At 67.4% G+C, this 23,874-nt stretch carries 3 protein-coding genes (1 of these 3 only partly in view); all 3 read left to right on the top strand.

Translation table 11 applies throughout. From position 1 onward, the window contains the following. Tightly spaced (each overlapping or abutting the next), the 3 genes in view from ACIGKL_RS02545 to ACIGKL_RS02535 form a layout consistent with a single transcriptional unit that may run on beyond the window. On the top strand, positions 1–6,462 hold the 3' portion of the coding sequence (locus ACIGKL_RS02545) for an amino acid adenylation domain-containing protein (protein WP_397485153.1). Its footprint begins 3,207 nt before the window's first position; only the last 6,462 of its 9,669 coding nucleotides appear in the window; its start codon lies beyond the left edge, outside the window; the stop codon is at positions 6,460–6,462. Continuing rightward, complete coding sequence (locus ACIGKL_RS02540) at positions 6,459–22,445, top strand: non-ribosomal peptide synthase/polyketide synthase (protein WP_397485152.1); 15,987 nt, start codon at positions 6,459–6,461, stop codon at positions 22,443–22,445. Before ACIGKL_RS02545 ends, ACIGKL_RS02540 begins: the two co-directional genes overlap by 4 nt. Next, complete coding sequence (locus tag ACIGKL_RS02535; RefSeq protein ID WP_397485151.1) at positions 22,435–23,874, top strand: aspartate aminotransferase family protein; 1,440 nt, start codon at positions 22,435–22,437, stop codon at positions 23,872–23,874. Before ACIGKL_RS02540 ends, ACIGKL_RS02535 begins: the two co-directional genes overlap by 11 nt.

The raw sequence follows: 23,874 nt of genomic DNA, 5'->3' as shown, positions 1-23,874 counted from the left end.
GCCTGCGACCTGTTCGAGGCGCCGCGCATCGCGGCATTCGCCGCCGACTTCGAGCAGCTGCTCGGCCAGTTGCTGGCGCATCCGCAGGCGCCGCTGGCGAGCCTGCAGCTGACGGCCCAGCCCTCGCAGCTCGACGGCGCGCGGCTCGAGTTCCCCGCCGCGCAGCTGCTCGACCTGTGGCAGCCGCATGCGCACAGCGCGGCCAGCGCCCTGGTGCATGGCGGATTGTCGTACAGCTTCGCCTGGCTGGAGGCGCAGGCCAATCGACTGGCTCATCAGCTGATCGTGCTGGGCGTCGGCCCGGAGCAGCGGGTCGGGCTGTGCCTGCAGCGCTCGCCGTCCTTCGTCGTGGGCCTGCTGGCGGTACTCAAGGCCGGCGCCGCCTTCGTCCCGCTGGACCCGGCCTGGCCGGCGCAGCGCCAGGCCTTCGTCCTCGACGACAGCGCCTGCGTGGCGCTGCTGGCCGACCAGGCCGGCGCCTCGCCCTTCGCCGGGCCGCAGTTGGACTTCGCCGCCGACGCCGCCTGGCGCGGCCTGCCCGACAGCGCGCCGCAGCGGCGCCCGCACCCGGCGCAGGCGGCCTACCTGATCTACACCTCCGGCACCACCGGCCAGCCCAAGGGCGCGGTGATCAGCCATGCGGCCCTGGCCGACTACGTGCAGGGCCTGCTGCAACAACTGGCCCTGGCGCCCGAGGCGAGCATGGCCATGGTGTCCACCGTTGCCGCCGACCTGGGGCATACCGTGCTGTTCGGCGCGCTGTGCTCGGGGCGAACCCTGCACCTGCTGAGCCCGGAGCAGGTCGCCGACGCCGACAGCCTGGCCGACTACCTGAGCGCGCAGCAGGTCGGCATCCTCAAGATCGTGCCGACCCACCTGGCCGGCCTGCTGCAGGCCGGCGCGGGTGAGCGGGCGATACCCGCTCATGCATTGATCTTCGGCGGCGAAGCGCTGCCGGCCGAACTGGTGAAGGAGGTCAAGCGTCTGCGTCCGCAGTGTCGGGTGATCAACCACTACGGCCCCAGCGAAACCACGGTCGGTGTGCTGACTCACGAGGTCATGGACGCCGAGCTGGCAGCGTTGAGCGGCGTGGTGCCGATCGGCCGGCCTTTGCCCAACGTCCGCGCCCTGGTGCTGGACGCGGCCATGACGCCGCTGCCGCAAGGTGCGGTTGGCGAGTTGTACCTGGGCGGGCCTGGTCTGGCGCGCGGCTATCTCGATCGTCCGGGGCTGACGGCGGCGAGTTTCCTGCCCGATCCCTTCGCCAACGGTGAGCGCCTGTATCGCACCGGCGACCGCGCGCGCCTGCTGGCCGACGGGCGTATCGAGTTCCTCGGGCGTGGTGACGACCAGGTCAAGGTACGCGGCTACCGCGTCGCCCTCGGCGAGATCGTCGCGCAGCTACGTGGCCTGGCGGGCGTCGCCGATGCCCATGTGCAACTGGACGAACGCGGCCAGTTGCTCGCCTATGTGGTCGCGCACGGACCGTCTGTCGATGCTGCGCAGCTGCAGGCGCAACTGGCCGAGTGCCTGCCGGACTACATGCTGCCGAGCCATGTGCTGCTGCTCGAACGCTTCCCGCTGACCGCCAATGGCAAGCTCGACCGTCACGCGTTGCCGCAACCGCAGGCCGTCGAACAAGGCTTCGAGGCGCCGCACGAGGGCATCGAGACGCAACTGGCAGCGCTCTGGCAGCAGGTGCTGAAGGTCGAACGCGTCGGCCGTCACGACAACTTCTTCGCCCTTGGCGGCGACTCCATTCTCAGTCTGCAGATCATCGCCCGGGCGCGGCGCCAGGGCATTCGCCTGACGCCCAAGCAGCTGTTCGAGAAGCAGAGCATCGCCGAGCTGGCGCAGGTCGCCGTCGTCGCAGAGACGCCGGCGGCACCCGCAAGCGCCAGCGCAGAGGTGACCCACGCCTTTGCCCTGACGCCGATTCAGGCGCGCTTCTTCGCCCAGCCTCCGGCGCGCCTCGGCCACTGGAACCAGGCCTTGCTGCTGGCAGCGGACGAGCCGCTCGATGCCCGTGCACTGGAGCAAGCGCTGCGGGCCGTGCTGCGTCATCACGCCAGCCTGCGCCTGAGTTTCCAGCAGGACGCGCAGGGCAATTGGCAGCAGCGCTATCGTGACGCGCAGCCGGTGCAGGAGCTGTTGTGGGTGTGCCAGGTGGCCGCCGCCGAGGACCTGCCGGCACTGTGCGACGAAGCCCAGCGCAGCCTGGATATCGAGCGCGGGCCAATGCTGCGCGCGGTACTCGCGCAGTTGCCGGGCGGCCGTAACCGCCTGCTGCTGGCCGTTCACCACCTGGTGGTCGATGGCGTGTCCTGGCGCGTGCTGCTCGAGGATCTGCAGCAGGCCTACGCGCAGCGACTGGCCGGGCAGACGATCAGCCTCGCGGCGGTTGCGACCAGCTTCCAGCAATGGTCGGCGCATCTGCATACCCTTGCCGGCAGCTCGGAACTGGCGGCACAACTGGCGTACTGGCAGGGTTTCAGCGCCGCCGAAGCTTGCCTGCCTTGCGAACGGCCCGAAGGCAGCGCCAAGGTCGCCGATGCCGGCCAATTGCATCTGACGCTCGATGCTGCGACCACTGCACGCCTGCTCGGCGAAGTGCCGGCGGCCTACCGCACGCAGATCAACGACGTGCTGCTGGCGGCGCTGGCCCAGGCCTTGTGGCAGTGGAGTGGGCGCCGGCGTACGGTGATCAGCCTGGAGGGCCACGGCCGCGAAGGCGATCAGCTCGATCTGAGCCGCACGCTGGGCTGGTTCACCAGTCTCTATCCCGTGGCGCTACAGGCCGGCGATGACCTCGGCGCGACCCTCAAGCAGGTCAAGGAGGGGCTGCGTCAGGTGCCGGACAAGGGCATCGGCTACGGCGTGCTCAAGTACCTGGCCAAGGCTCCGCTGCAGGAGCTGACGGGCCAGGGGCTGACCTTCAACTACCTGGGCCGTTTCGATGACCAGGCCGGTGCGCGCTGGCGTCTGGCCGATGAAGCGAGCGGCGCGCCACGTGACGGCAGCGGCCCGCTGGCCAATGCCCTGGCCATCGACGGCCAGGTGCGTGGCGGTTGCCTGCAACTGGCGCTGACCTACAGCCGCGCGCGCTTCGAGACGCGCACCGTCGAGCGTCTGCTGGCCTTGTACGAACAGGCGCTGCGGCAACTGATCGAGCATTGCTGCGCGCCCGGAGCCGGTGGCCTGACGCCTTCCGATTTCCCCCTGGCAACGCTCGGCCAGGCGCAACTCGACGCCTTGCCTTACACGCCGCAGCAGATCGAAGACCTCTTCCCGCTGGCGCCGATGCAGCAGGGCATCCTCCTGCACAGCCAGCTGGAGCAGGGCAGTGGCATCTACCTGATGCAGGACCAGTACGCCGTGGCCAGCGCGCTGGATGTCGACGCCTTCACCCATGCCTGGCAGCAGGTGGTGCAGCGTCACCCGGCGTTGCGCACGGCCTTCTGCAACCTGGAAGGGACGCCGCATCAGTTGGTGCTGCGCCAGGTGCCGTCGCCCGTGCAGTTTCTCGATTTCAGCGAGCTGCCGCGCGATGAAGCCGAGACCAGGTTGCAGGCGATCCTGCGCGAGGAGCGTCAGCGCGGCTTCGATTTCACCCAGGCGCCTTTGCTGCGCCTGCGCCTGGTGAAGTTCGCCGAGGCCGATCTGCGCATCGTGCAGAGCCATCACCATGTTCTGATCGACGCCTGGTGCCGCGGCCTGATGCTGGCCGAATTCTTCGCCCAGTACCGCGCTCGCCTGCTTGGGCGCAGCCTGCAACTGCCGCCGGCGCGACCCTATCGCGACTTCATCGCCTGGCTCGCACGGCAGGACGAGGCGGCCAGTCGTCGCTACTGGCGAGACGAGCTGGCCGGCTTCGACACGGTTACGCCACTGCCTTATCGCCGCCAGCTGAGCGAGGCGGGTATGCGCGACGTCGGCCTCGCGCTCGATACGGCGCAGACCCGCGCTCTGGCCGAGCAGGCGCGGCGTCATCAACTGACCGTCAACACCTTCGTCCAGGCCGCCTGGGCGCTGCTGCTGATGCGCTACAGCGGGCGTGACGACGTGCTGTTCGGCGTTACCGTAGCCGGCAGGCCCACCGAGCTGGAGGGCATCGAAGAGGCGCTGGGGCTGTTCATCAATACCCTGCCGCTGCGCGTTCGAGTGCCGGGCGCGGGCGCGACCGGGCTGCAATTGCTGCAAGCGCTGCAGGCGCAGAACGCCGGCATGCGTCAGCATGAGCAGCTGTCCCTGGCCGAGGTGCAGAACCTTGCCGACACGCCGCGCGGCCAGCCGCTGTTCGACAGCCTGTTCGTGTTCGAGAACGTGCCGCTCGGTGGCGAAGTACAAGAGGCGGTCGAGACCTACCGCATAACGCCGCTGGCCAACCGCACCCACACCAACTATCCGTTGACCGTGGTGCTGCTGCCGGGTGCCAGCCTGACCCTGCAACTGAGCTTCGATACCCAGCAGTTCGCCGTGGCCGACATGCAGGTGCTGGTCGAGCATTTCCGTCGTCTGCTGCTGCAGTTGAGCGAGGCGCCGCAGCGTCCCTTGAGCGAGCTGCGCCTGCTCGATAACAGCGAACGCGAAGCCCTGTGCCAGCTGGGCCAGGGCGAGATGCAGCCGCAATGGTATGCGCAGAGCTACCTGGCGCGCTTCGAGGCGCAGGTGCAGCAACAGGGCGCACGTACCGTCGCCCGCTGCCAGGGGCAGACGCTGTCCTATTTCGAACTCAACGAGCGGGCCAACCGTATCGGTCATGGCCTGATCGAATGCGGTGTGCAGTTCGATGACGTGGTGGCGCTGTATGCACCCCGTGGTCTGCCACTGCTGAGCCTGATCATCGGCGCCTTTAAGGCCGGTGCTGCCTACCTGGCGCTGGACGAGCGCCATCCGCCGGTGCGCAGCGCGCGCATGCTGGCCAGCAGCGCCGCGCCAGTGCTGATCACCCTGCGCGAGCAGCTGGCGCAGGTTCAGGCGATGCTCGCCGAACTGTCGCAGCCGCCGCGCGTGCTGGTCTGTGAAGACTTGCTGGAGCACGGCCGCCGCGACAATCCCGGGCGTTACGCCGGCTCCGAGCACCTGGCCTACCTGATCTATACCTCCGGCTCCACCGGCGAGCCAAAAGGGGTGATGGTTAACCAGCGCGGCATGCTCAACAACCAGTTGGCCAAGGTGCCTTACCTGCAACTCGGCGAAGCGGACGTGATCGCCCAGACCGCTGCCACCGGCTTCGATATCTCGGTCTGGCAACTGCTCACCGCGCCGTTGTTCGGTGGTGCGCTGGAGATCATCCCCGATGCCGTCACCCATGATCCGCAGGCGCTGCTGACGTGCGTCGCTGATACCGGGGTGAGCGTGCTGGAGGCGGTGCCGGCGGTGATCGACGGCATGCTCGAAGCGTCGCCCGTGGCGCTGCCGGCGCTGCGCTGGCTGTTGCCCACCGGCGAGGCGCTGAGCCATGAACTGGCCACGCGCTGGTTCGCCCGCTATCCGCAGGTACCGATGATCAACGCATACGGCCCGGCCGAATGCGCCGATGACGTGGCGCTGTACCGCCTGGATGCGGCGCCGCCACGGCGACAGCCCATCGCCATTGGCCAGCCCACCGACAACAACCGTCTGTATGTGCTGGGCGGCGACCTCGAGTTGTTGCCCGCTGGCGTGGTCGGCGAGCTGTACATAGGCGGCACCGGCGTGGGCCGTGGCTATGCAGCGCGCCCGGGGCTGACGGCCGAACGCTTCGTACCCGACCCCTTCGGCGCAGCGGGCGAGCGCCTGTACCGCAGTGGCGACCTGGCGCGCTGGAACGCCGAGGGCCAGCTCGAATACGTCGGCCGGGTGGACTTCCAGGTGAAGATCCGTGGCCAACGTATCGAGCTGGGCGAGATCGAAGCCTGCCTGCTGGCCAGCGCGCCCTTGCGCCAGGCCGTGGTGGTCGCCCACGAAGGGGCAGCCGGTACGCAGCTGATCGCCTATGGCGTGGCCGAGGCTGGCCAGCAGGTCGAGGTACAGGCGCTGCGTGAGGCCCTGGCTGCGCAGTTGCCAGCCTTCATGGTACCGGCGCAGATCATCCTGTTGCCGCGCCTGCCGCTCAACGCCAATGGCAAGCTGGATCGCCGCGCACTGCCGGCACCACAGGCGCAGGTGCGCAGCGTCGAGGCGCCCCAGGGCGAACTGGAGCAGCACCTGGCGCAACTCTGGCGTGACCTGCTCAAGGTGGAGCAGGTCGGCCGTCACGACCACTTCTTCGAACTCGGCGGCCACTCGCTGCTGGCCACCCGCCTGCTGGCGCTGATCCGCGAAACACGCGGCGTCACGGTGCCGCTGGCGCAGGCCTTCGAGGCCACCACCGTGGCTGCCATGGCCAGCCTGATCCGCAGCCTGGAAAGCCAGGCCCTCAACGATGAACGCCTGGACGTGCTCGACGACCTGATGAGCGCTCTGGAGGAAATTCAGTGAATCTGTTGCATGACAAAGCCCTGCTGCTCTCGCGTCGCTTTCTCGGCCTGGCGCCGCAGCAGCGCCGCGCCTTCCTCGACAAGCTGCGCGAGCAGGGGCTCGATGCCTCGGCGCTGCCGATTCCGCCGGGAGCGGCCGATGCCGAGGGCAGCGTGCTGTCCTACGCGCAGCAGCGCCTGTGGTTTCTCGAACAGCTGCAGCCGGGCAACAGCGCCTATCACCTGCCGGGCGCCCTGCAATTGCAGGGGCCATTGGACGAGGCTGCGCTGCTGGGCGCCTTCAGCGATCTGGCGCAGCGTCACCCGAGCCTGCGCACGCGCTTCTTCGCCGATGCCGACGGCAACCCGCGTCAGTGCGTCGACGCGGCGCCGGCACTGACACTGGAAGCGCAGCAGGGCGATGACTTTGCCGCCCTGGCGCGTGAGTTCGCCCAGCGCCCGTTCGATCTCGAGCAGGCGCCGCTGTGGCGCATCGGCCTGCTGCGCCAGGATGAGCAGCGGCATGCGCTGCTGGTCTGTCTGCACCACATCATCGCCGACGGCTGGTCGATCCAGCTGTTGTTGACCGAGCTGGCGCTGTTCTACCGCGCGCGCGTGCAGGGCGAGCCTGCCGCACTCGCCGAGCTGCCGCTGAGCTACGCCGACCATGCCCTGTGGCAGCGCGCCTGCCTGGATGCCGGTGAAGGCGCGCGGCAACTGGCCTACTGGCGCGAACAATTGGGCGACGAGCAGCCGCTGCTGGAGCTGCCTTGCGACCATTCGCGTCCGGCGCAGCAGAGCTTTCGTGGCGCGCGTTTGGCGTTTCGCATGGAACCCGCGCTGGCCGCGCGCGTGCGCGAGCTGGCGCGGCAACAGGGCTGCACGCCGTTCACCGTGCTGTTGGCGGCCTACAAGGTGTTGCTGCATCGACTGAGCGGGCAGCGCGATTTGCGCGTCGGCGTGCCCATTGCCGGGCGTACGCAGAGCGAAACTCAGGGGCTGATCGGCTTCTTCGTCAATACCCAGGTGCTGCACAGCGAACTGGTTGGCGAGCAGAGTTTCAACCAGTTGCTGGCGCAGGTGCTGCGCACGGCGCAGGGCGCCCAGGCGAATCAGGCGCTGCCCTTCGAACAGCTGGTCGAGGCGTTGCAGCCCGAGCGCAGCCTCAGCCACAACCCGCTGTTCCAGGTGCTGTACAACCACCAGCAGCGCCCGCAGAACAGCCTGCAACTGACGGCCGATCTGCGTGCCGAACTGATCGCGCTGGACAGCGGCAGTGCGCAGTTCGACCTGGCCCTGCACACCTGGGAAGGCCCGGGTGAGGAGCTGGCCGGCAACTGGAACTACACCCTGGATCTGTTCGAAGCCGCCACGGTCGAGCGCCTGCATCAGCGCTTTATCCGCCTGCTGGAGCAGTTACTGGAACAGCCGCAACTGGCCATCGGCGAGCATCGCCTGGACGATGATCAGGATCGTCTGGCGCTGACCAGCTTCAACGCCACCCGCGTCGATTACGGCGCGGTCGAGCCGGTGCATCGTCAGTTCGAACGTCGCGTGCAGGCGCAGCCGCAGGCCATCGCCCTGGTGTTCGGCGAGCAGCGGCTGAGCTACGCCGAGCTGGACCTGCGCGCCAACCAGTTGGCTCATCATCTGCAAAAGCTTGGCGTAACCCGCGACAGCCTGGTGGGCGTGGCGGCGCTGCGCTCGGTGGAGATGGTGGTGGCGCTGTACGCCATCCTCAAGGCCGGCGGCGCCTATGTGCCGATGGACCCGGAATACCCGGCCGAGCGTCTGCGCTACATGCTCGACGACGCCGGCGTCAGCCTGCTGCTGAGCCACGATGCGGTGATCGGCAGCCTGCCGGACGTCAGCGGCGTGCAGGTGCTCAACCTCGATCATCTGGACGTCAGCGGCGAGCCGCAGACCGCGCCCGAGGTGGCGATTCACCCCGAGCAACTGACCTACCTGATCTACACCTCCGGCTCCACCGGCAAGCCCAAGGGCGCCGGCAACAGCCATGCGGCGCTGTACAACCGCCTGGCCTGGATGCAGCAGGCCTACAACCTGACGACTGACGATCGGGTGCTGCAGAAGACCCCGTTCAGCTTCGACGTCTCGGTCTGGGAGTTCTTCTGGCCGCTGATCACGGGTGCGCGCCTGGTGATGGCGCAACCGGGCGATCACCGCGACCCGGCCAAACTGGTCGAGCTGATCGAGCGCGAAGGCATCAGCACCTTGCACTTCGTGCCCTCGATGCTGGCGGCCTTCGTCGGTCATGGCGAGCTGACGGGCTGCGAAAGCCTGCGACGCATCGTCTGCAGCGGTGAAGCGCTGCCGGCAGAGCTGGCCGGCAGCACGCGGCAACTGCTGCCCCAGGCCGAGCTGTACAACCTGTATGGCCCGACCGAAGCGGCCATTGACGTGACCCACTGGCGCTGCAGCGGCCAGGAACGACGCAGCGTGCCGATTGGTCGGCCGATCGCCAACCTGCAGATTCATATCCTCGACGAACGCCTCAACCCGCAACCGATTGGTGTGGCCGGCGAGCTGTATATCGGTGGCCTCGGCCTGGCGCGTGGTTATCACCGTCGTCCCGCTCTGACCGCAGAGCGCTTCGTCGCCAGCCCCTTCGGTGACGGCCAGCGCCTGTACCGCAGTGGCGATCTGGCGCGCTGGACCGAAGAAGGCGTGCTGGAGTACCTGGGTCGCATCGACCATCAGGTGAAGTTGCGCGGCCTGCGCATCGAATTGGGCGAGATTGAAGCGGCGCTGCTGGAACATCCGGCGCTACGCGAAGCGGTGGTGCTGGTGCGCGATCAACAGCTGGTGGCCTATGTGGTCGGTGGCGATTACGACGAGGTCGAGCTGCGGGCGCGGCTGAAACAGCGACTGCCCGAGTTCATGCTGCCGAGCCATGTGATGCAACTCGAACGTCTGCCGCTGTCGCCCAATGGCAAGCTGGAGCGCAAGGCGCTGCCGGCACCGCAGCGCATCCAGCACGATTACCAGGCGCCGCGCCCCGGGCTGGAAAGCCAGCTCGCAAGCATCTGGCAGGAGCTGCTGGGCGTGGAGCGGGTAGGGCGCGACGACAACTTTTTCGAGCTGGGTGGCGACTCCATTCTCAGCCTGCAGATCATTGCCCGTGCCCGCCGTCAGGGCATCGAGCTGACGCCACGGCAGCTGTTCGAACGCCAGAGCATCGCCGAACTGGCCCAGGTCGCAACCCGCAGTACCGAGGCGCCGAGCTGCATCATCGACAGTCAGCGCGACATCCCGCTGACGCCGATCCAGCACTGGTTCTTCGCCCAGCCAATGAACAATCGCCAGCACTGGAACCAGTCGGTGCTGCTCAGCGCACGCGAGCCGCTGCAGCCGCAGCGCCTTAGCGCTGCCCTGCAGGCCGTACTGGAGCAACACGATGCCCTGCGCCTGCGTTTCCAGCAGCAGGGCGACAGCTGGCGCCAGCGCTATGCGGCCGAGGCCGAAACCCTCGAGCTGCGCGTCGAGCGCTGCAGCCTGGCCGAGCTGAGCGCGCTATGCGACGAGGTACAGGCCAGCCTCGATCTGAGCCATGGCCCGCTGCTGCGCGCGTTGCTGGTGCAGTTGCACGAAGGTGGCGAGCGCCTGTTGCTGGTGGTTCACCACCTGGCGATTGATGGCGTTTCCTGGCGCATCCTGCTCGATGACCTGCAGCGTGCCTACGCGCAGCTGGTGGCGGGCGCCGCTGCCGATCTGGGGCGCAAGAGCAGTGCCTGGCAGAGCTGGAGCGAGCGCCTGGCGGCTTATGCATCCAGCCCCGAAGTGGCCGCCGAACGTGCTTACTGGCAGGCGCTGCCGGCTGATCGCGGGCTGCCCTGCGACCACCCGCAAGGGCGCAACCTGACGGCCTGCGCCGAGCAGTTGCAGGTGCAGCTTGACCCCGCCACCACCGAGGCGCTGCTGACACAGGCACCAGCGGCGTACCGCACGCAGATCAACGACCTGCTGCTCAGTGCACTGGCCCATGCCCTGCGTGACTGGAACGGGAAGGCGCAAACCCTGATCGCCCTCGAAGGCCATGGCCGCGAAGGGCTGTTCGAGGAGCTGGACCAGAGCCAGACCCTGGGCTGGTTCACCAGCCTCTACCCGCTGTTGCTGCAGGCCGGTGACGATTGGGATGCGACTCTCAAGGGCACCAAGGAGAACCTGCGTCAGGTCCCGCGCGGTGGCATCGGTTATGGCCTGCTGAAATACCTGCAGGGCGAGGACCTGCCGGCGCTGGATGACGCGCTGTTGTTCAACTACCTGGGGCGCATGCAGACCAGCGGGCAGTTGTTCGATCTGGCTGAGGAAGCATCCGGCGCGCAACGCGACGCCAGCGCGCCGCTGGCCTGTGCCCTGGCCTTGGACGGTCGTATCTCGGGCGGCTGCCTGCAGTTCACCTGCACCTTCAGCCATGAGCGCTTCAACCGCGAGCGCATCGTCGAACTGCTCGAGGCGTATCGCTGCGCGCTCGTCGAGCTGGTGCAGCACTGCCGCACGCAGGCGGCTTTCACCCCCAGCGATTTCGCCTTCGTGCCGCTCAGCCAGGCCGATCTCGACAGCCTGCCGCTGCCGGCCCGGCAGATCGAAGACATCTATCCGCTGACGCCGATGCAGCAGGGGCTGTTGTTCCACAGCGAACTGCAGGCGGCCGATGGCGCCTACGTCAACCAGCTCAGCCTGGAGATCGAGGGCTTGCCGGTGGCGCGCTTCAAGGCGGCCTGGGCGGCTGCGCTGCAGCGCCATCCGCTGCTGCGCGCAGCCTTCCTGCGCCTGGGCGCCGATCAACAGGTGGTGCAACTGGTGCAGCGCGAGGCGCAACTGACGATCCGCGAACTGGAGGGGAGCGATTTCGATCTTCAGACGCTGCTGCGCGAGGAGCGCGAGACGCCATTCGACCTGACGCGGCCGCCGCTGATGCGCTTGGTGCTGGTACGGCTGGGGGAAGGACGTCATCAACTGATCTGGACCCTGCACCATATCCTGCTCGACGGCTGGAGCAGTGCCGCGCTGCTGGCGCAGGTACGGCAGGACACGCGCGGCGAGGGCGGCGCGCAGGAGGTCGGGCATTACCCGGATTACCTGGCCTGGCTGCAACGGCAGGATCTTGCTGTCAGCGAGGCGTTCTGGCGTGAGCAGATGCAGGGCTTCGATGAGCCGACGTTACTGACTGGCAGCCTGCGCAGCGAGCTGCCTGCAAGCGGCAGCGGCGTGCATGTCTTGAACCTGCCGCGCGGCGAACTCGAAGCCTTTGCCAAGGCTCGACACATCACCCTCAACACCCTGATCCAGGCGGCCTGGACGCTGCTTCTGCAGCGTTATTGCGGGCGCCGTCAGGTGGCCTTCGGTGCCACCGTAGCGGGGCGGCCGGCGAGTGTGGCGGGCATCGAACACATGCTTGGCCTGTTCATCAATACCCTGCCGGTGGTGCAGGCGCCGCAGCCTCATGAGCCTGTCGGTGACTGGCTCGACGCGCTGCAGGCGCACAACCTGGCGCTGCGCGAGCACGAGCAGGTGCCGCTGTTCCGCTTGCAACAACTGGCCGGCCATGCCGGACGAGAGCTTTTCGATACCCTGCTGGTGTTCGAGAACTACCCGGTGGATCAGGTGCTGCAGGGGCAGAGCGATGACCTGCGTTTCTCCAACCTGCAAGCGCACGAGCAGACCCATTACCCGCTGAGCCTGGCGGTGATGGCCGGCAACGAGCTGCAGGTGCACTGGCATTATCAGCGCGCGCATTTCAGCGACCGGCAGATCGCCGGCATGAGTCGCCAGTTCGAACGACTGCTGCAAGCCCTGTGCGCCGATGCGCAGCGCTGCATCGGTGAACTGCCCTTGCTGGATGAAAGCGAGGTGGCTGAGGTCGAGGCCTGGAACGACCCAGCACCGGTTCCGAGCACCATCCAGCTCTTGCCAGAGCGCATTGCCGAGCAGGCGCGCCTGCGCCCGACGGCCATCGCCCTGGTGCATGGCCAGCAGAGCCTGAGCTTCGCCGAGCTGGAAGCCCGCGCCAATCGCCTGGCCCATCAACTGATCGCCCGTGGTGTCGGTGCCGAAGTGCGTGTTGGTGTGGCGCTGGAGCGCGGTATCGAGTTGTTCGTCGCCCTGCTGGCGGTGCTCAAGGCTGGCGGCGCCTATGTGCCGCTGGACCCGGATTATCCTGGCGAACGCCTGCGCTACATGCTCGAAGACGCCGGGGTGAAGCTGCTGCTGAGCCATCAGGCGGCCTTGCCACGTTTGCCCGCAGTGGCCGGTATCGAGGTGCTCGACCTCAATCATCTGCAGTTGAACGATCAGCCAGAGCAGGCGCCTGAGGTGAATATCCACCCCGAGCAACTGGCCTATCTGATCTACACCTCCGGCTCCACCGGCAAGCCCAAGGGCGTGGCCGTAGCCCATGGCGCGATTGCCCTGCATTGCCAGGCGATTGGCGAGCGTTACGGGCTGACGGCCGAGGATCGCGAGCTGCATTTCCTCTCGGTCAGTTTCGACGGCGCCCACGAGCGTTGGCTCACGCCACTGAGCCATGGTGCGCGGGTGGTGATCCGCGATCAGCAACTGTGGAGCGTGCAGCAAACCTACGACTGCCTGATCGCCGAGGGCATCAGCGTGGTGGCCTTGCCGCCGAGCTACCTGCGCCAGCTGGCCGAGTGGGCCGAGCAATGCGGCAAAGCGCCTGGGGTGAAAACCTATTGCTTCGCCGGTGAAGCCTTCAGCCGCGAGCTGTTGCAGCAGGTGATTCGCGGCCTGCATCCGCAGTGGATCATCAATGGCTATGGCCCGACCGAAACCGTGGTCACCCCGACCATTTGGCGAGTGCCGGCGGCCACTGCCGACTTCACCACGGCCTATGCGCCGATTGGTGATCGCGTCGGTGCGCGCCAGGGCTATGTGCTGGATGCAGACCTCAACCTGCTGCCGGTCGGTGTGGCTGGCGAGCTGTATCTGGGTGGCCTGCTGGCGCGGGGTTATCTGGATCGACCGGACGCCACTGCCGAGCGCTTCGTGCCCAATCCGTATCGCCCCGGTGAGCGTCTGTACCGCACTGGCGACCGCGTGCGCCTCGGTGCTGACGGCCAGCTGGAATACCTCGGCCGGCTGGATCAGCAGATCAAGCTGCGCGGCTTCCGCATCGAAATCGGCGAAGTCGAAGCGGCGCTGAAAGCCTGTGCCGGTGTGGGTGAAGCGCTGGTGGTGGTCAAGGACAGCGCGGTGGGCAAGCGTCTGGTGGGTTATGTCAGCGGCCAGGGCTTGAGCGAGAGTGAGCTGAAAGCGCAGCTCAAGCAGCGCCTGCCGGCGCATATGGTGCCGAGTCATATCCTGGCGCTGGAGCGCCTGCCGCTGCTGCCCAACGGCAAGTTGGACCGGCAGAGCCTGCCGGAGCCGCAGGTGGAGGCGGGCGAGTACCAGGCGCCGCGCACCGAGCAGGAACGACTGCTGGCCGAGTTGTGGAGCGAGCTGCTGGAGCAGCCGCGCATCGGCCGTGACGATCACTTCTTCGAACTGGGCGGCCACTCGCTGCTGGCGACGCAACTGATCTCCCGCCTGCGCCATGCGCACGGGCTGGATCTGCCGCTACGCGCCGTGTTCGAGGCGCCGCTGCTCAGCGATCTGGCCAGGCAGCTGGAACAGGCCACTCAGGCCGTCGATCTGCCTCTGCAGGCCAGGGGCGAGCGGGCGCAGGCGCCACAGTCTTTCGCGCAGCAGCGCCTGTGGTTCCTTCAGCAACTGGAGCCGAGCAGCAGTGCCTACCACCTGCCGGGCGTTCTGCGTCTGCGTGGTGAGGTGGACCGGCGGGCGCTGCAGCAGGCCTTCGAAGCCCTGGCCGAGCGTCACTGGATTCTGCGTACCGCCTTCACTCAGGACGCCGAAGGCCAGCCGCTGCAATGCATACAGCCGCTGGCGTCGGTGAATCTGGAGATGCTCCAGGCCAGGGGCGAGCATGCCTTCCAGGCACTGGCGCGGGCATTTATGGAAAAGCCTTTCGAGCTGCAGCAGTCGCCGCCCTGGCGTGTCGCCCTGGTGACCCTGGAGCCGGGTGAGCAGCGCCTGCTGTTGTGTTTGCATCACCTGCTGTCCGATGGCTGGTCCGTGCAAATTCTGCTGGCCGAATTCGCCGCCCTGTACAACGCCGCCCGCACTGGCGTGGCGGCTGCACTGCCGGCACTGGCCGTGCAGTACGCCGATTACGCGGCCTGGCAGCGAGAGTGGCTGGCGGGCGGTGAAGGCGCACGGCAACTGGCCTACTGGCGCGAGCAACTGGGCGCCGAGCAGCCGCTGCTGGAGCTGCCCTGCGACCATCCGCGTCCGGCCCGGCAGAGCTTCCGTGGTGGGCGGGTGCATTTCCGTCTCGGCGCGGCACTCGGCGAGCGCCTGCGCGAGTTGGCCCAGGCGCAGAACGCAACGCCCTTCATGGTGTTGCTGGGCGCCTACAAGGTGTTGCTGCATCGCCTGAGCGGGCAGCGCGATTTGCGCGTCGGCGTGCCCATCGCTGGGCGTACGCGCGCCGAGGTAGAAGGGCTGATCGGCTTGTTCGTCAACACCCAGGTGCTGCGCAGCGAGATCGTTCCGCAGCAGAGCTTCACGGCGCTGGTCGAGCAAATCAGGCGCACCAGCCTGGACGCCCAGGCGCACCAGGAACTGCCCTTCGAGCAACTGGTCGAGGCGCTGCAGCCCGAACGCAGCCTTAGCCATAACCCATTGTTCCAGGTGGCCTATGACCATCAGCAGGTGCGCCACGAGGCGCTGGGGCAACTGCAGGATCTGCACGCCGAGGTGCTGACCCTGGCCGATAGCGGCAGCCAGTTCGACCTGGCGCTCAATACCCAGGAAGATCGCCACGGTCAGTTCAGCGGCAACTGGAACTACGCCCTGGATCTGTTCGAAGCCGCCACGGTGGAGCGTCTGCATCAACGTTTCATTCGCCTGCTGGAGCAGTTGCTGGAACAGCCGCAACTGGCCATTGGCGAGCACCGCCTGGACGATGATCAGGATCGCCTGGCACTGACCGGCTTCAATGCCACCCGCGTCGATTACGGCGCGGTCGAACCGGTGCACCGTCAGTTCGAACGGCGTGTGCAGGCGCAGCCGCAGGCCATCGCCCTGGTGTGCGGCGAGCAGCGGCTGAGCTACGCCGAGCTGGACCTGCGCGCCAACCAGCTGGCCCACCATCTGCAGAAGCTCGGCGTAACCCGCGACAGCCTGGTGGGCGTGGCGGCGCTGCGTTCGGTGGAGATGGTGGTGGCGCTGTACGCCATCCTCAAGGCCGGCGCCGCCTATGTGCCGATGGACCCGGAATATCCGGCCGAGCGCCTGCGCTACATGCTCGAAGATGCCGGAGTGGGTTTGTTGCTGAGCCACGATGCGGTGATCGACAGCCTGCCGCAGGTGAGCAGCGTACAGGTGCTCAACCTCGATCATCTGGATCTTTCTCAAGAGCCGCAGACCGCGCCCGAGGTGGACGTTCATCCCGAGCAGTTGGCCTACCTGATCTACACCTCCGGCTCCACCGGCAAGCCCAAAGGCGCCGGCAACAGCCATGCGGCGTTGTACAACCGCTTGGCCTGGATGCAGCAGGCCTACAACCTGACGACTGAAGACAGGGTGCTGCAGAAGACCCCGTTCAGCTTCGACGTCTCGGTCTGGGAGTTCTTCTGGCCGCTGATCAGCGGTGCGCGCCTGGTGATGGCGCAGCCGGGCGATCATCGCGATCCCGCCAAGCTGGTCGAGCTGATCGAGCGCGAGCGCATCAGCACCTTGCACTTCGTGCCCTCGATGCTGGCGGCCTTCGTCGGTCATGGCGAGCTGCGCGGCTGCGAAAGCCTGCGACGTATCGTCTGCAGTGGCGAAGCGCTGCCGGCGGAACTGGCCAGCAGCACGCGGCAACTGCTGCCGCAGGCCGAGCTGTACAACCTGTATGGCCCGACCGAAGCGGCCGTCGACGTGACCCACTGGCGCTGCAGCGGACAGGAACGGCGCAGCGTGCCGATTGGCCGGCCAATCGCCAACCTGCAGATTCATATCCTCGACGAACGCCTCAACCCGCAGCCAATCGGCGTCGCAGGGGAGCTGTATATCGGTGGTGTCGGCCTGGCGCGGGGTTACCACCGTCGTCCGGGACTGACCGCCGAGCGCTTCGTTGCCAGCCCCTTTGGCGATGGCCAGCGCCTGTATCGCAGTGGCGACCTGGCGCGCTGGACCGAAGGGGGCGTGCTGGAGTACCTCGGCCGTATCGATCATCAGGTGAAGTTGCGCGGTCTACGCATCGAACTGGGCGAGATCGAAGCCGCGCTGCTGGAGCATCCGGCGCTGCGCGAAGCGGTGGTGTTGGTGCGCGACCAGCAACTGGTGGCCTATGTGGTCGGTGGCGATTACGACGAGGTCGAGCTGCGGGCGCGGCTGAAACAGCGGCTGCCCGAGTTCATGCTGCCGAGCCATGTAATGCAGCTCGAGCGCCTGCCGCTGTCCCCCAACGGCAAGCTGGAGCGCAAGGCGCTGCCGGAGCCGCAGCGTGTTCAGCGCGATTACCAGGCGCCGCGCTCTGGACTGGAAAGCCAGCTCGCAAGCATCTGGCAGGAGCTGCTGGGTGTGGAGCGGGTAGGGCGTGAGGATGACTTCTTCGCCCTCGGCGGTCATTCGCTGCTGGCCACGCAACTGGTGTCGCAGATCCGTCGCCAACTGCAGCGTGAGCTGCCGCTGCGCGCCGCCTTCGAGGCCAGCACCCTCAGTGCCCAGGCTCTGCAACTGGCGGCCGCCGACGCTGTGTCTAGCTTCGGCCTGCAGGCTCGCCAGCGTGCAGACCGAAGCCCGCAGTCCTTCGCTCAGCAGCGCCTGTGGTTCCTCACCCAGCTGGAGCCCGACAGCCTGGCCTACCACCTGCCTTGTGCCGTGCGCCTGATGGGTGAGTTGGACGTCCAGGCGCTGCAACGCAGTTTCGATGCCTTGGCGCAGCGCCATGAAAGCCTGCGCACCACCTTCACCAGCGGCGACGCGGGTGAGCCCCTGCAATGTGTGCAGCAGACCACTGCGGTAGTCATCGAGCGCCTGCAGGCGCAGGACGAGGCGCAACTGCAGCAGCAGATCGATGGCGTCACTCGGCGTCCCTTCGATCTGGAACAGAGCCCGCCCTGGCGTGTGGCGCTGATCGAACTGGGCTCGCAGCAGCATGTGCTGGTGCTCTGCCTGCATCACATCATCGCCGATGGCTGGTCGATCCAGGTGCTGCTCGACGAGTTCGCCGCGCTCTATCGCGGCCATGCCGAAGGGCATCCGGTTGAGCTGGCGGCACTGCCGATCCAGTACGCCGACTACGCCCTGTGGCAGCGCGATCATCTCGCTGGCAGTCGCCTGGCCGAACAGGTGCAGTGGTGGCGGGAGCAACTCGGCAGCGAACAGCCGCTGCTGGAGCTGCCGGCAGACCGGCCGCGTCCGGCGGTGCGTCTGGGGCAGGGGGCGCGGCATGCCTTCAGCGTGCCGGCCAGCCTGGCCGAACGACTGCGCGAGCAGGCGCAACTGCAGCAAGTGACGCCGTTTATGCTGATCCTGGCGGTCTACCAGGGCCTGCTGTATCGCCTGACCGGCCAGCACGACCTGCGCGTCGGCGTGCCAGTGGCCGGGCGTACCCAAGGCGAGAGCGAGGGGCTGATCGGCCTGTTCGTCAACACCCTGGTGATTCGCAGCGAAGTGGATGCGCAGCATTCGTTCGCCGATCTGCTGCGCCAGGTCAAGTCGCGGGTGGTCGGTGCCCAGGCCCACCAGGATGTGCCCTTCGAGCAACTGGTCGACACTCTGCAGCCGGAGCGCAGCCTCAGCCACAACCCGCTGTTCCAGGTGGCGTACAACCATCAACGGCAGGACCAGAGTGCCCTGCAGACGTTGCCCGACCTGCAGTGCGAAAGCCTCGACTGCCAGGGGCAGAGCGCCCAGTTCGACCTGGTGCTGGGCACCCTCGAACAAGCTGATGGCCGCCTCGAAGCCTACCTGGATTACGCCACCGATCTGTTCGATGCCTCCAGCGTCGAGCGCCTGGCGGGCCAACTGCTGCGCCTGCTCGATGGTGCGTGCCGCATGCCGCAGGCGTCGCTGGCCGAGCTGCCATTGCTGAGTGAGTCGGAGGTGGCCGAAGCCGAGGCGTGGAACGACCCAACACCAGTTCCGAACAGCATTCAGCTACTGCCGGAGCGCATCGCCGAACAGGCGCGCCTACGCCCGACGGCCATTGCTCTGGTACATGGCCAGCAGCGCCTGAGCTTTGCCGAGCTTGAAGCCCGCGCCAATCGTCTGGCCCATCTGTTGATCGCTCGCGGCGTCGGTGCCGAGGTGCGCGTCGGCGTGGCGCTGGAGCGCGGCATCGAGTTGTTCGTCGCCCTGCTGGCGGTGCTTAAGGCCGGCGGCGCCTACGTGCCGCTGGACCCGGACTACCCCGGCGAGCGCCTGCGCTACATGCTCGAAGATGCCGGGGTGAAGCTGCTGCTGAGCCATCAGGCGGCCTTGCCACGCCTGCCCGACGTGGCCGGTATCGAGGTGCTCGACCTCGATCAACTGGAACTGAGCGGCGAATCGTCAGAAGCGCCCGAGGTGAATATTCACCCCGAGCAACTGGCTTATCTGATCTACACCTCCGGCTCCACCGGCAAGCCCAAGGGCGTAGCCGTGGCCCATGGCGCCATCGCTCTGCATTGCCAGGCCATTGGCGAGCGCTATGAACTGACGGCCGAGGATCGCGAGCTGCATTTCCTCTCGGTCAGTTTCGACGGCGCCCACGAGCGTTGGCTCACGCCACTGAGCCATGGCGCGCGCGTGGTGATCCGCGACCAGCAACTGTGGAGCGTGCAGCAGACCTACGACTGCCTGATCGCAGAAGGCATCAGCGTGGTGGCCTTGCCGCCCAGCTACCTGCGCCAGTTGGCCGAATGGGCCGAGCAATGCGGCAAAGCGCCCGGGGTAAAAACCTATTGCTTCGCCGGTGAGGCCTTCAGCCGTGAGCTGTTGCAGCAGGTGATCCGCAGCCTGCAACCGCAATGGATCATCAACGGCTACGGCCCGACCGAAACCGTGGTCACCCCGACCCTGTGGCGAGTACCGGCGGCCACGGCCGATTTCACCACTGCTTATGCACCGATTGGCGACCGCGTCGGCACGCGCCAGGGTTACGTGCTGGATGCCGACCTCAACCTGTTGCCGGTCGGTGTAGCTGGCGAGCTGTACCTGGGCGGGCTGCTGGCCCGTGGTTATTTGGATCGACCAGGCGCCACCGCCGAGCGCTTCGTGCCCAACCCTTATCGTGCCGGTGAGCGTCTGTACCGTACCGGCGACCGCGTGCGCCTGGGCCACGACGGCCAGCTCGAATACCTGGGCCGGTTGGATCAGCAGATCAAGCTGCGCGGTTTCCGCATCGAAATCGGCGAAGTCGAGGCGGCGCTGAAAGCCTGTGCCGGTGTGGGCGAAGCGCTGGTGGTGGTCAAGGACAGCGCGGCGGGCAAGCGCCTGGTGGGCTATGTCAGCGGCGAGGGCTTGAGTGAGAGCGACCTGAAAGCACAGCTCAAGCAGCGCCTGCCGGGGCATATGGTGCCAAGTCATATCCTGGCGCTGCAGCGCTTGCCGCTGCTGCCCAACGGCAAGCTGGATCGGCAGAGCCTGCCGGAGCCACAGGTGGAGGCGGGCGAGTACCAGGCGCCGCGAACCGAGCAGGAACGACTGCTGGCCGAGCTGTGGAGCGAGTTGCTCGGTATTGGCCAGATCAGCCGCGATGCCCAGTTCTTCGCCCTGGGCGGTGATTCGATCCAGTCCCTTAGCCTGGTCACACGCCTGCGCAAGGCCGGTTGGGAGCTGACGCCCAAGGCGGTGTTCCAGCATCCGCGCCTGGCCGATCTGGCTGCGGTGATGACCCCGCTCGGCACTCAAGCTGTGGCTGTGCAGCGGGACAGTGGCTCGCTGCCGCTGACGCCGATTCAGGCGCATTTCTTCTCCTTGCCCATGGCCAACCGTGCGCACTGGAACCAGGCCTTGCTGCTGGATGTGCGTCGACCGCTGCACGCTGCCTATTTGCTGAGCGCGCTGCAGGGGCTGATCGAGCATCACGATGCGCTGCGTTTGGCCTTCCGCCAGGATGAAGCGGGCAACTGGCAGGCCTTCTACCGGGACGAGGAGCAGGCCGAGCGTCTGTTCTGGCAGCGCCGCATCGACTCGGACGCAGCCCTGCAGGCGCAATGTGAGGTCGCCCAGCGCAGCCTGGACCTGCATCACGGTCCGCTGCTGCGGGTGCTGCTCGCGGACTTGCCCGATGGCAGTCAACGCCTGCTGCTCGCCGCTCATCACCTGATCATCGATGGCGTCTCCTGGCGCGTCCTGCTGGATGATCTGGCGCGCGCCTACCAGCAGGTCGTAGCCGGCCAGCCGGTGGAACTTGGTGACAGGCCTGGCAGCTTCCAGTCCTGGGCCGAGCACCTGTGGCGCCATGCGCAGGGAGCGCCGCTGGCCAAGGAGATGGCCTACTGGCAGGCGCAGCGTGCCAACCAGCATGTGCCTGTGGATGACCCGGCCGGCGAGGCCAGCCATGCCCAGGTGCAGACCTGTACCTGGCAACTGAGCGAAGCGCAGACCCAGCGTCTGCTGCGCGAAACTCTGAAGCAGCGCGATGCGCGCATGGACGAAGTGCTGCTTGCCGCGCTGGCCGAAGGGTTACGTCGCTGGAATGGCCTCGATGACAGCCTGATCGCTCTGGAAGGGCATGGGCGCGAATGGCTCGATGAACAGGCCGAGCAGGATATCGGGCGCACTCTGGGCTGGTTCACCAGCCTCTACCCGCTGCGTCTGCAGGCGCAGGAGACATTGCCGCAGACCCTGGCCCACGTGCGTCAGCACTTGCGCAGCGTGCCCAACAAGGGCCTGGGCTACGGCCTGCTGCGCTACCTGGGTAACGCCGAGCAACGTCGCAGCCTGGCCGAGTTGGGTGAGCCGGATATCGCCTTCAACTACCTGGGGCAGTTCGATGCGCAGCTTGGCGATGGTCACTTCGCGCCCGCCAGCGAGTCGCCGGGCACCCTGGTCGATCCGGCCACGGCGTTGATCCGGGAGCTGGAAATCAACGGCCAGGTGTTCGCCGGCCGGCTGAGCCTCAGTTGTCGATTCAGTGCGCAACGCCATCGCCTGCAACGCATCGAGGCGTTGCTGGCGGCGGTGGGCGATGCGCTGCAAGCCCTGATCGACGACACGCCGGCCGCGTCTGTTCCAAGCCCGCAAGTCACGACGGCTGCTGCGCCCAGCCCGTTGCTGCGCCTGAACCAGGCGGATACCGAACGGCCCACGCTGTTCTGCGTTCATCCGGTGAGCGGCACGCTGGTCGGTTACTACCCATTGGCCCGTGCTCTGGCGCCGCACTGGCAGGTATTCGGCCTGCAGAACCGGCAATTGCTGCAACCGGCCTGGCGTGATCAGAGCCTCGAACAGATGGCCCGCGATTACGTCAGGGTGATGCTGGAAACCCAGCCGCAGGGACCGTACCACCTGCTCGGCTGGTCGATGGGCGGCGCCCTAGTGCTGGCCATGGCCCGTCTGCTGGAGCGCCTGGGCAAGGCGGTGGCCTTCGTCGGCCTGGTGGACGGCTATGTCCCCGGCGCCGGTCTGGCCCGTGCACCACGCGCTGCTGTGGCAGATGCGTCGGTGACGGGCGACGACGACTGGCAACAGTTGCTCGCCCTGGAGCGACATATGCACGCGCTGGCTGGGCAGCACCGACACATCCAGCCGCTGCGCAGCCCGGTGCAGGCCTGGTGGGCGGCGCATTCGCCGGAAAACAACCGCAATGGCGAGGCGCTGCTGCAGGCCGCGCTGGGCCGCGAGTTGCACTTGTCGAGCTGGGTCCAGGCCGACCACCTGGGCATCGTCCGCGATTCGTCCTTTATCGAGCTCCTGAGCCGGCAACTCGCCGCGCTCGACCATCCGTCACAGCCCCTGAGCTTGGAGAATCACGATTATGCAGATTGAACAGCGCCTCGACCCGTTGCTGACTGCCGCGCTGGACCTCGGCCCGGAAGCCTCGCTGCGCGGCGCCGACTATCGATTCACCGGTAGCGCGCGCCTGCAGCACCAGGCGCAGGTGGAGTCCAACGCGCGCAGCTACCCGCGGCGCATCCCCCTGGAGCTGCGCCGCGCCGAAGGCATCCATGTGCAGGACAGCGAAGGCCGGTGGTTCATCGACTGCCTGGCGGGGGCCGGCACCCTGGCGCTGGGGCACAACCACCCGGCGGTGCTGCAGGCCATTCGCGGCCTGCTCGACGGCAAGCGCCCGTTGCACACGCTGGACTTGATGACCGAGGCCAAGGACGACTTCATCAACGAACTGTTCGCCAGCCTGCCGGCGGAGTTCGCCCGCGACGCGCGCATCCAGTTCTGCGGGCCAGCCGGCACCGATGCGGTGGAGGCTGCGCTGAAGCTGGTGCGCACCGCCACCGGGCGCAGTCAGATGCTGGCCTTCCATGGCGCCTACCACGGCATGACCCAGGGCGCCCTGAGCCTGATGGGCAGCCTGGGCCCCAAGCGGTACCTCGACGGCATGATCAGCGGCGTGCAGATGCTGCCGTACCCCTACGGCTACCGCTGCCCGTTCGGCCTGGGCGGCGCCGAGGGCGAACGGGTCGGGCTGCACTACATCGAGAACCAGCTGAAGGACCCGGAAAGCGGCGTGCTGCCGGCCGCCGGCATGATCCTGGAAACCGTGCAGGGCGAGGGCGGGGTGATCGCGCCGTCGGCCGACTGGTTGCGCGGTATTCGGCGCATCACCCGCGAGGCCGGCGTGCCGCTGATCCTCGACGAGGTGCAGTGCGGCATCGGTCGTACCGGCAAGCTGTTCGCCTTCGAGCACGCCGGTATCGTCCCGGATGTCCTGGTGCTGTCCAAGGCCATCGGCGGCAGCCTGCCGCTGGCGGTGGTGGTCTACCACAAGGACCTCGACCGCTGGCAGCCGGGCGCCCACGCCGGCACGTTCCGCGGCAACCAGCTGGCCATGGCGGCGGGCGCCGCGACCCTGAAGATCATTCGCGAACAGGCTCTGGCCGAGCATGCGGCGAGCATGGGCGAGCGCTTGGCCGGGCATCTGTGCGCGTTGCAGCGCGACTATCGGCAGCTGGGCGACGTCCGCGGCCGGGGCCTGATGCTCGGGGTGGAGGTGGTCGACCCCGACGGGCCAGTGGATAGCCTCGGCCATCCAGCGGCCCACCCGCAGCTGGCGGCGGCTATCCAGCGCCAGTGCCTGCGACGCGGCCTGATCATCGAGCTTGGCGGTCGCCACTCCAGTGTCCTGCGCGTTCTGCCACCGCTGATCATCCGCGCCGAGGAGGTGGATCAGGTGGCGGAGATCTTCATGGGCGCGATCCGGGCAGCGCTAATGGAAGTGAAATCAATAACATATGAGTAA

Origin of the sequence: Pseudomonas sp. NPDC077186, assembly GCF_044543505.1 — a bacterium.
Taxonomy (GTDB): Bacteria; Pseudomonadota; Gammaproteobacteria; order Pseudomonadales; family Pseudomonadaceae; genus Aquipseudomonas.
Note: the sequence above shows the minus strand (reverse complement) of the source record. Positions and strands in the feature narration are given on the sequence as shown.

Bases quoted from the DNA above. Each gene is read 5' to 3' on its own strand.
- ACIGKL_RS02535 (WP_397485151.1), top strand. From the start codon at position 22,435: ATGCAGATTGAACAGCGCCTCGACCCGTTGCTGACTGCCGCGCTGGAC.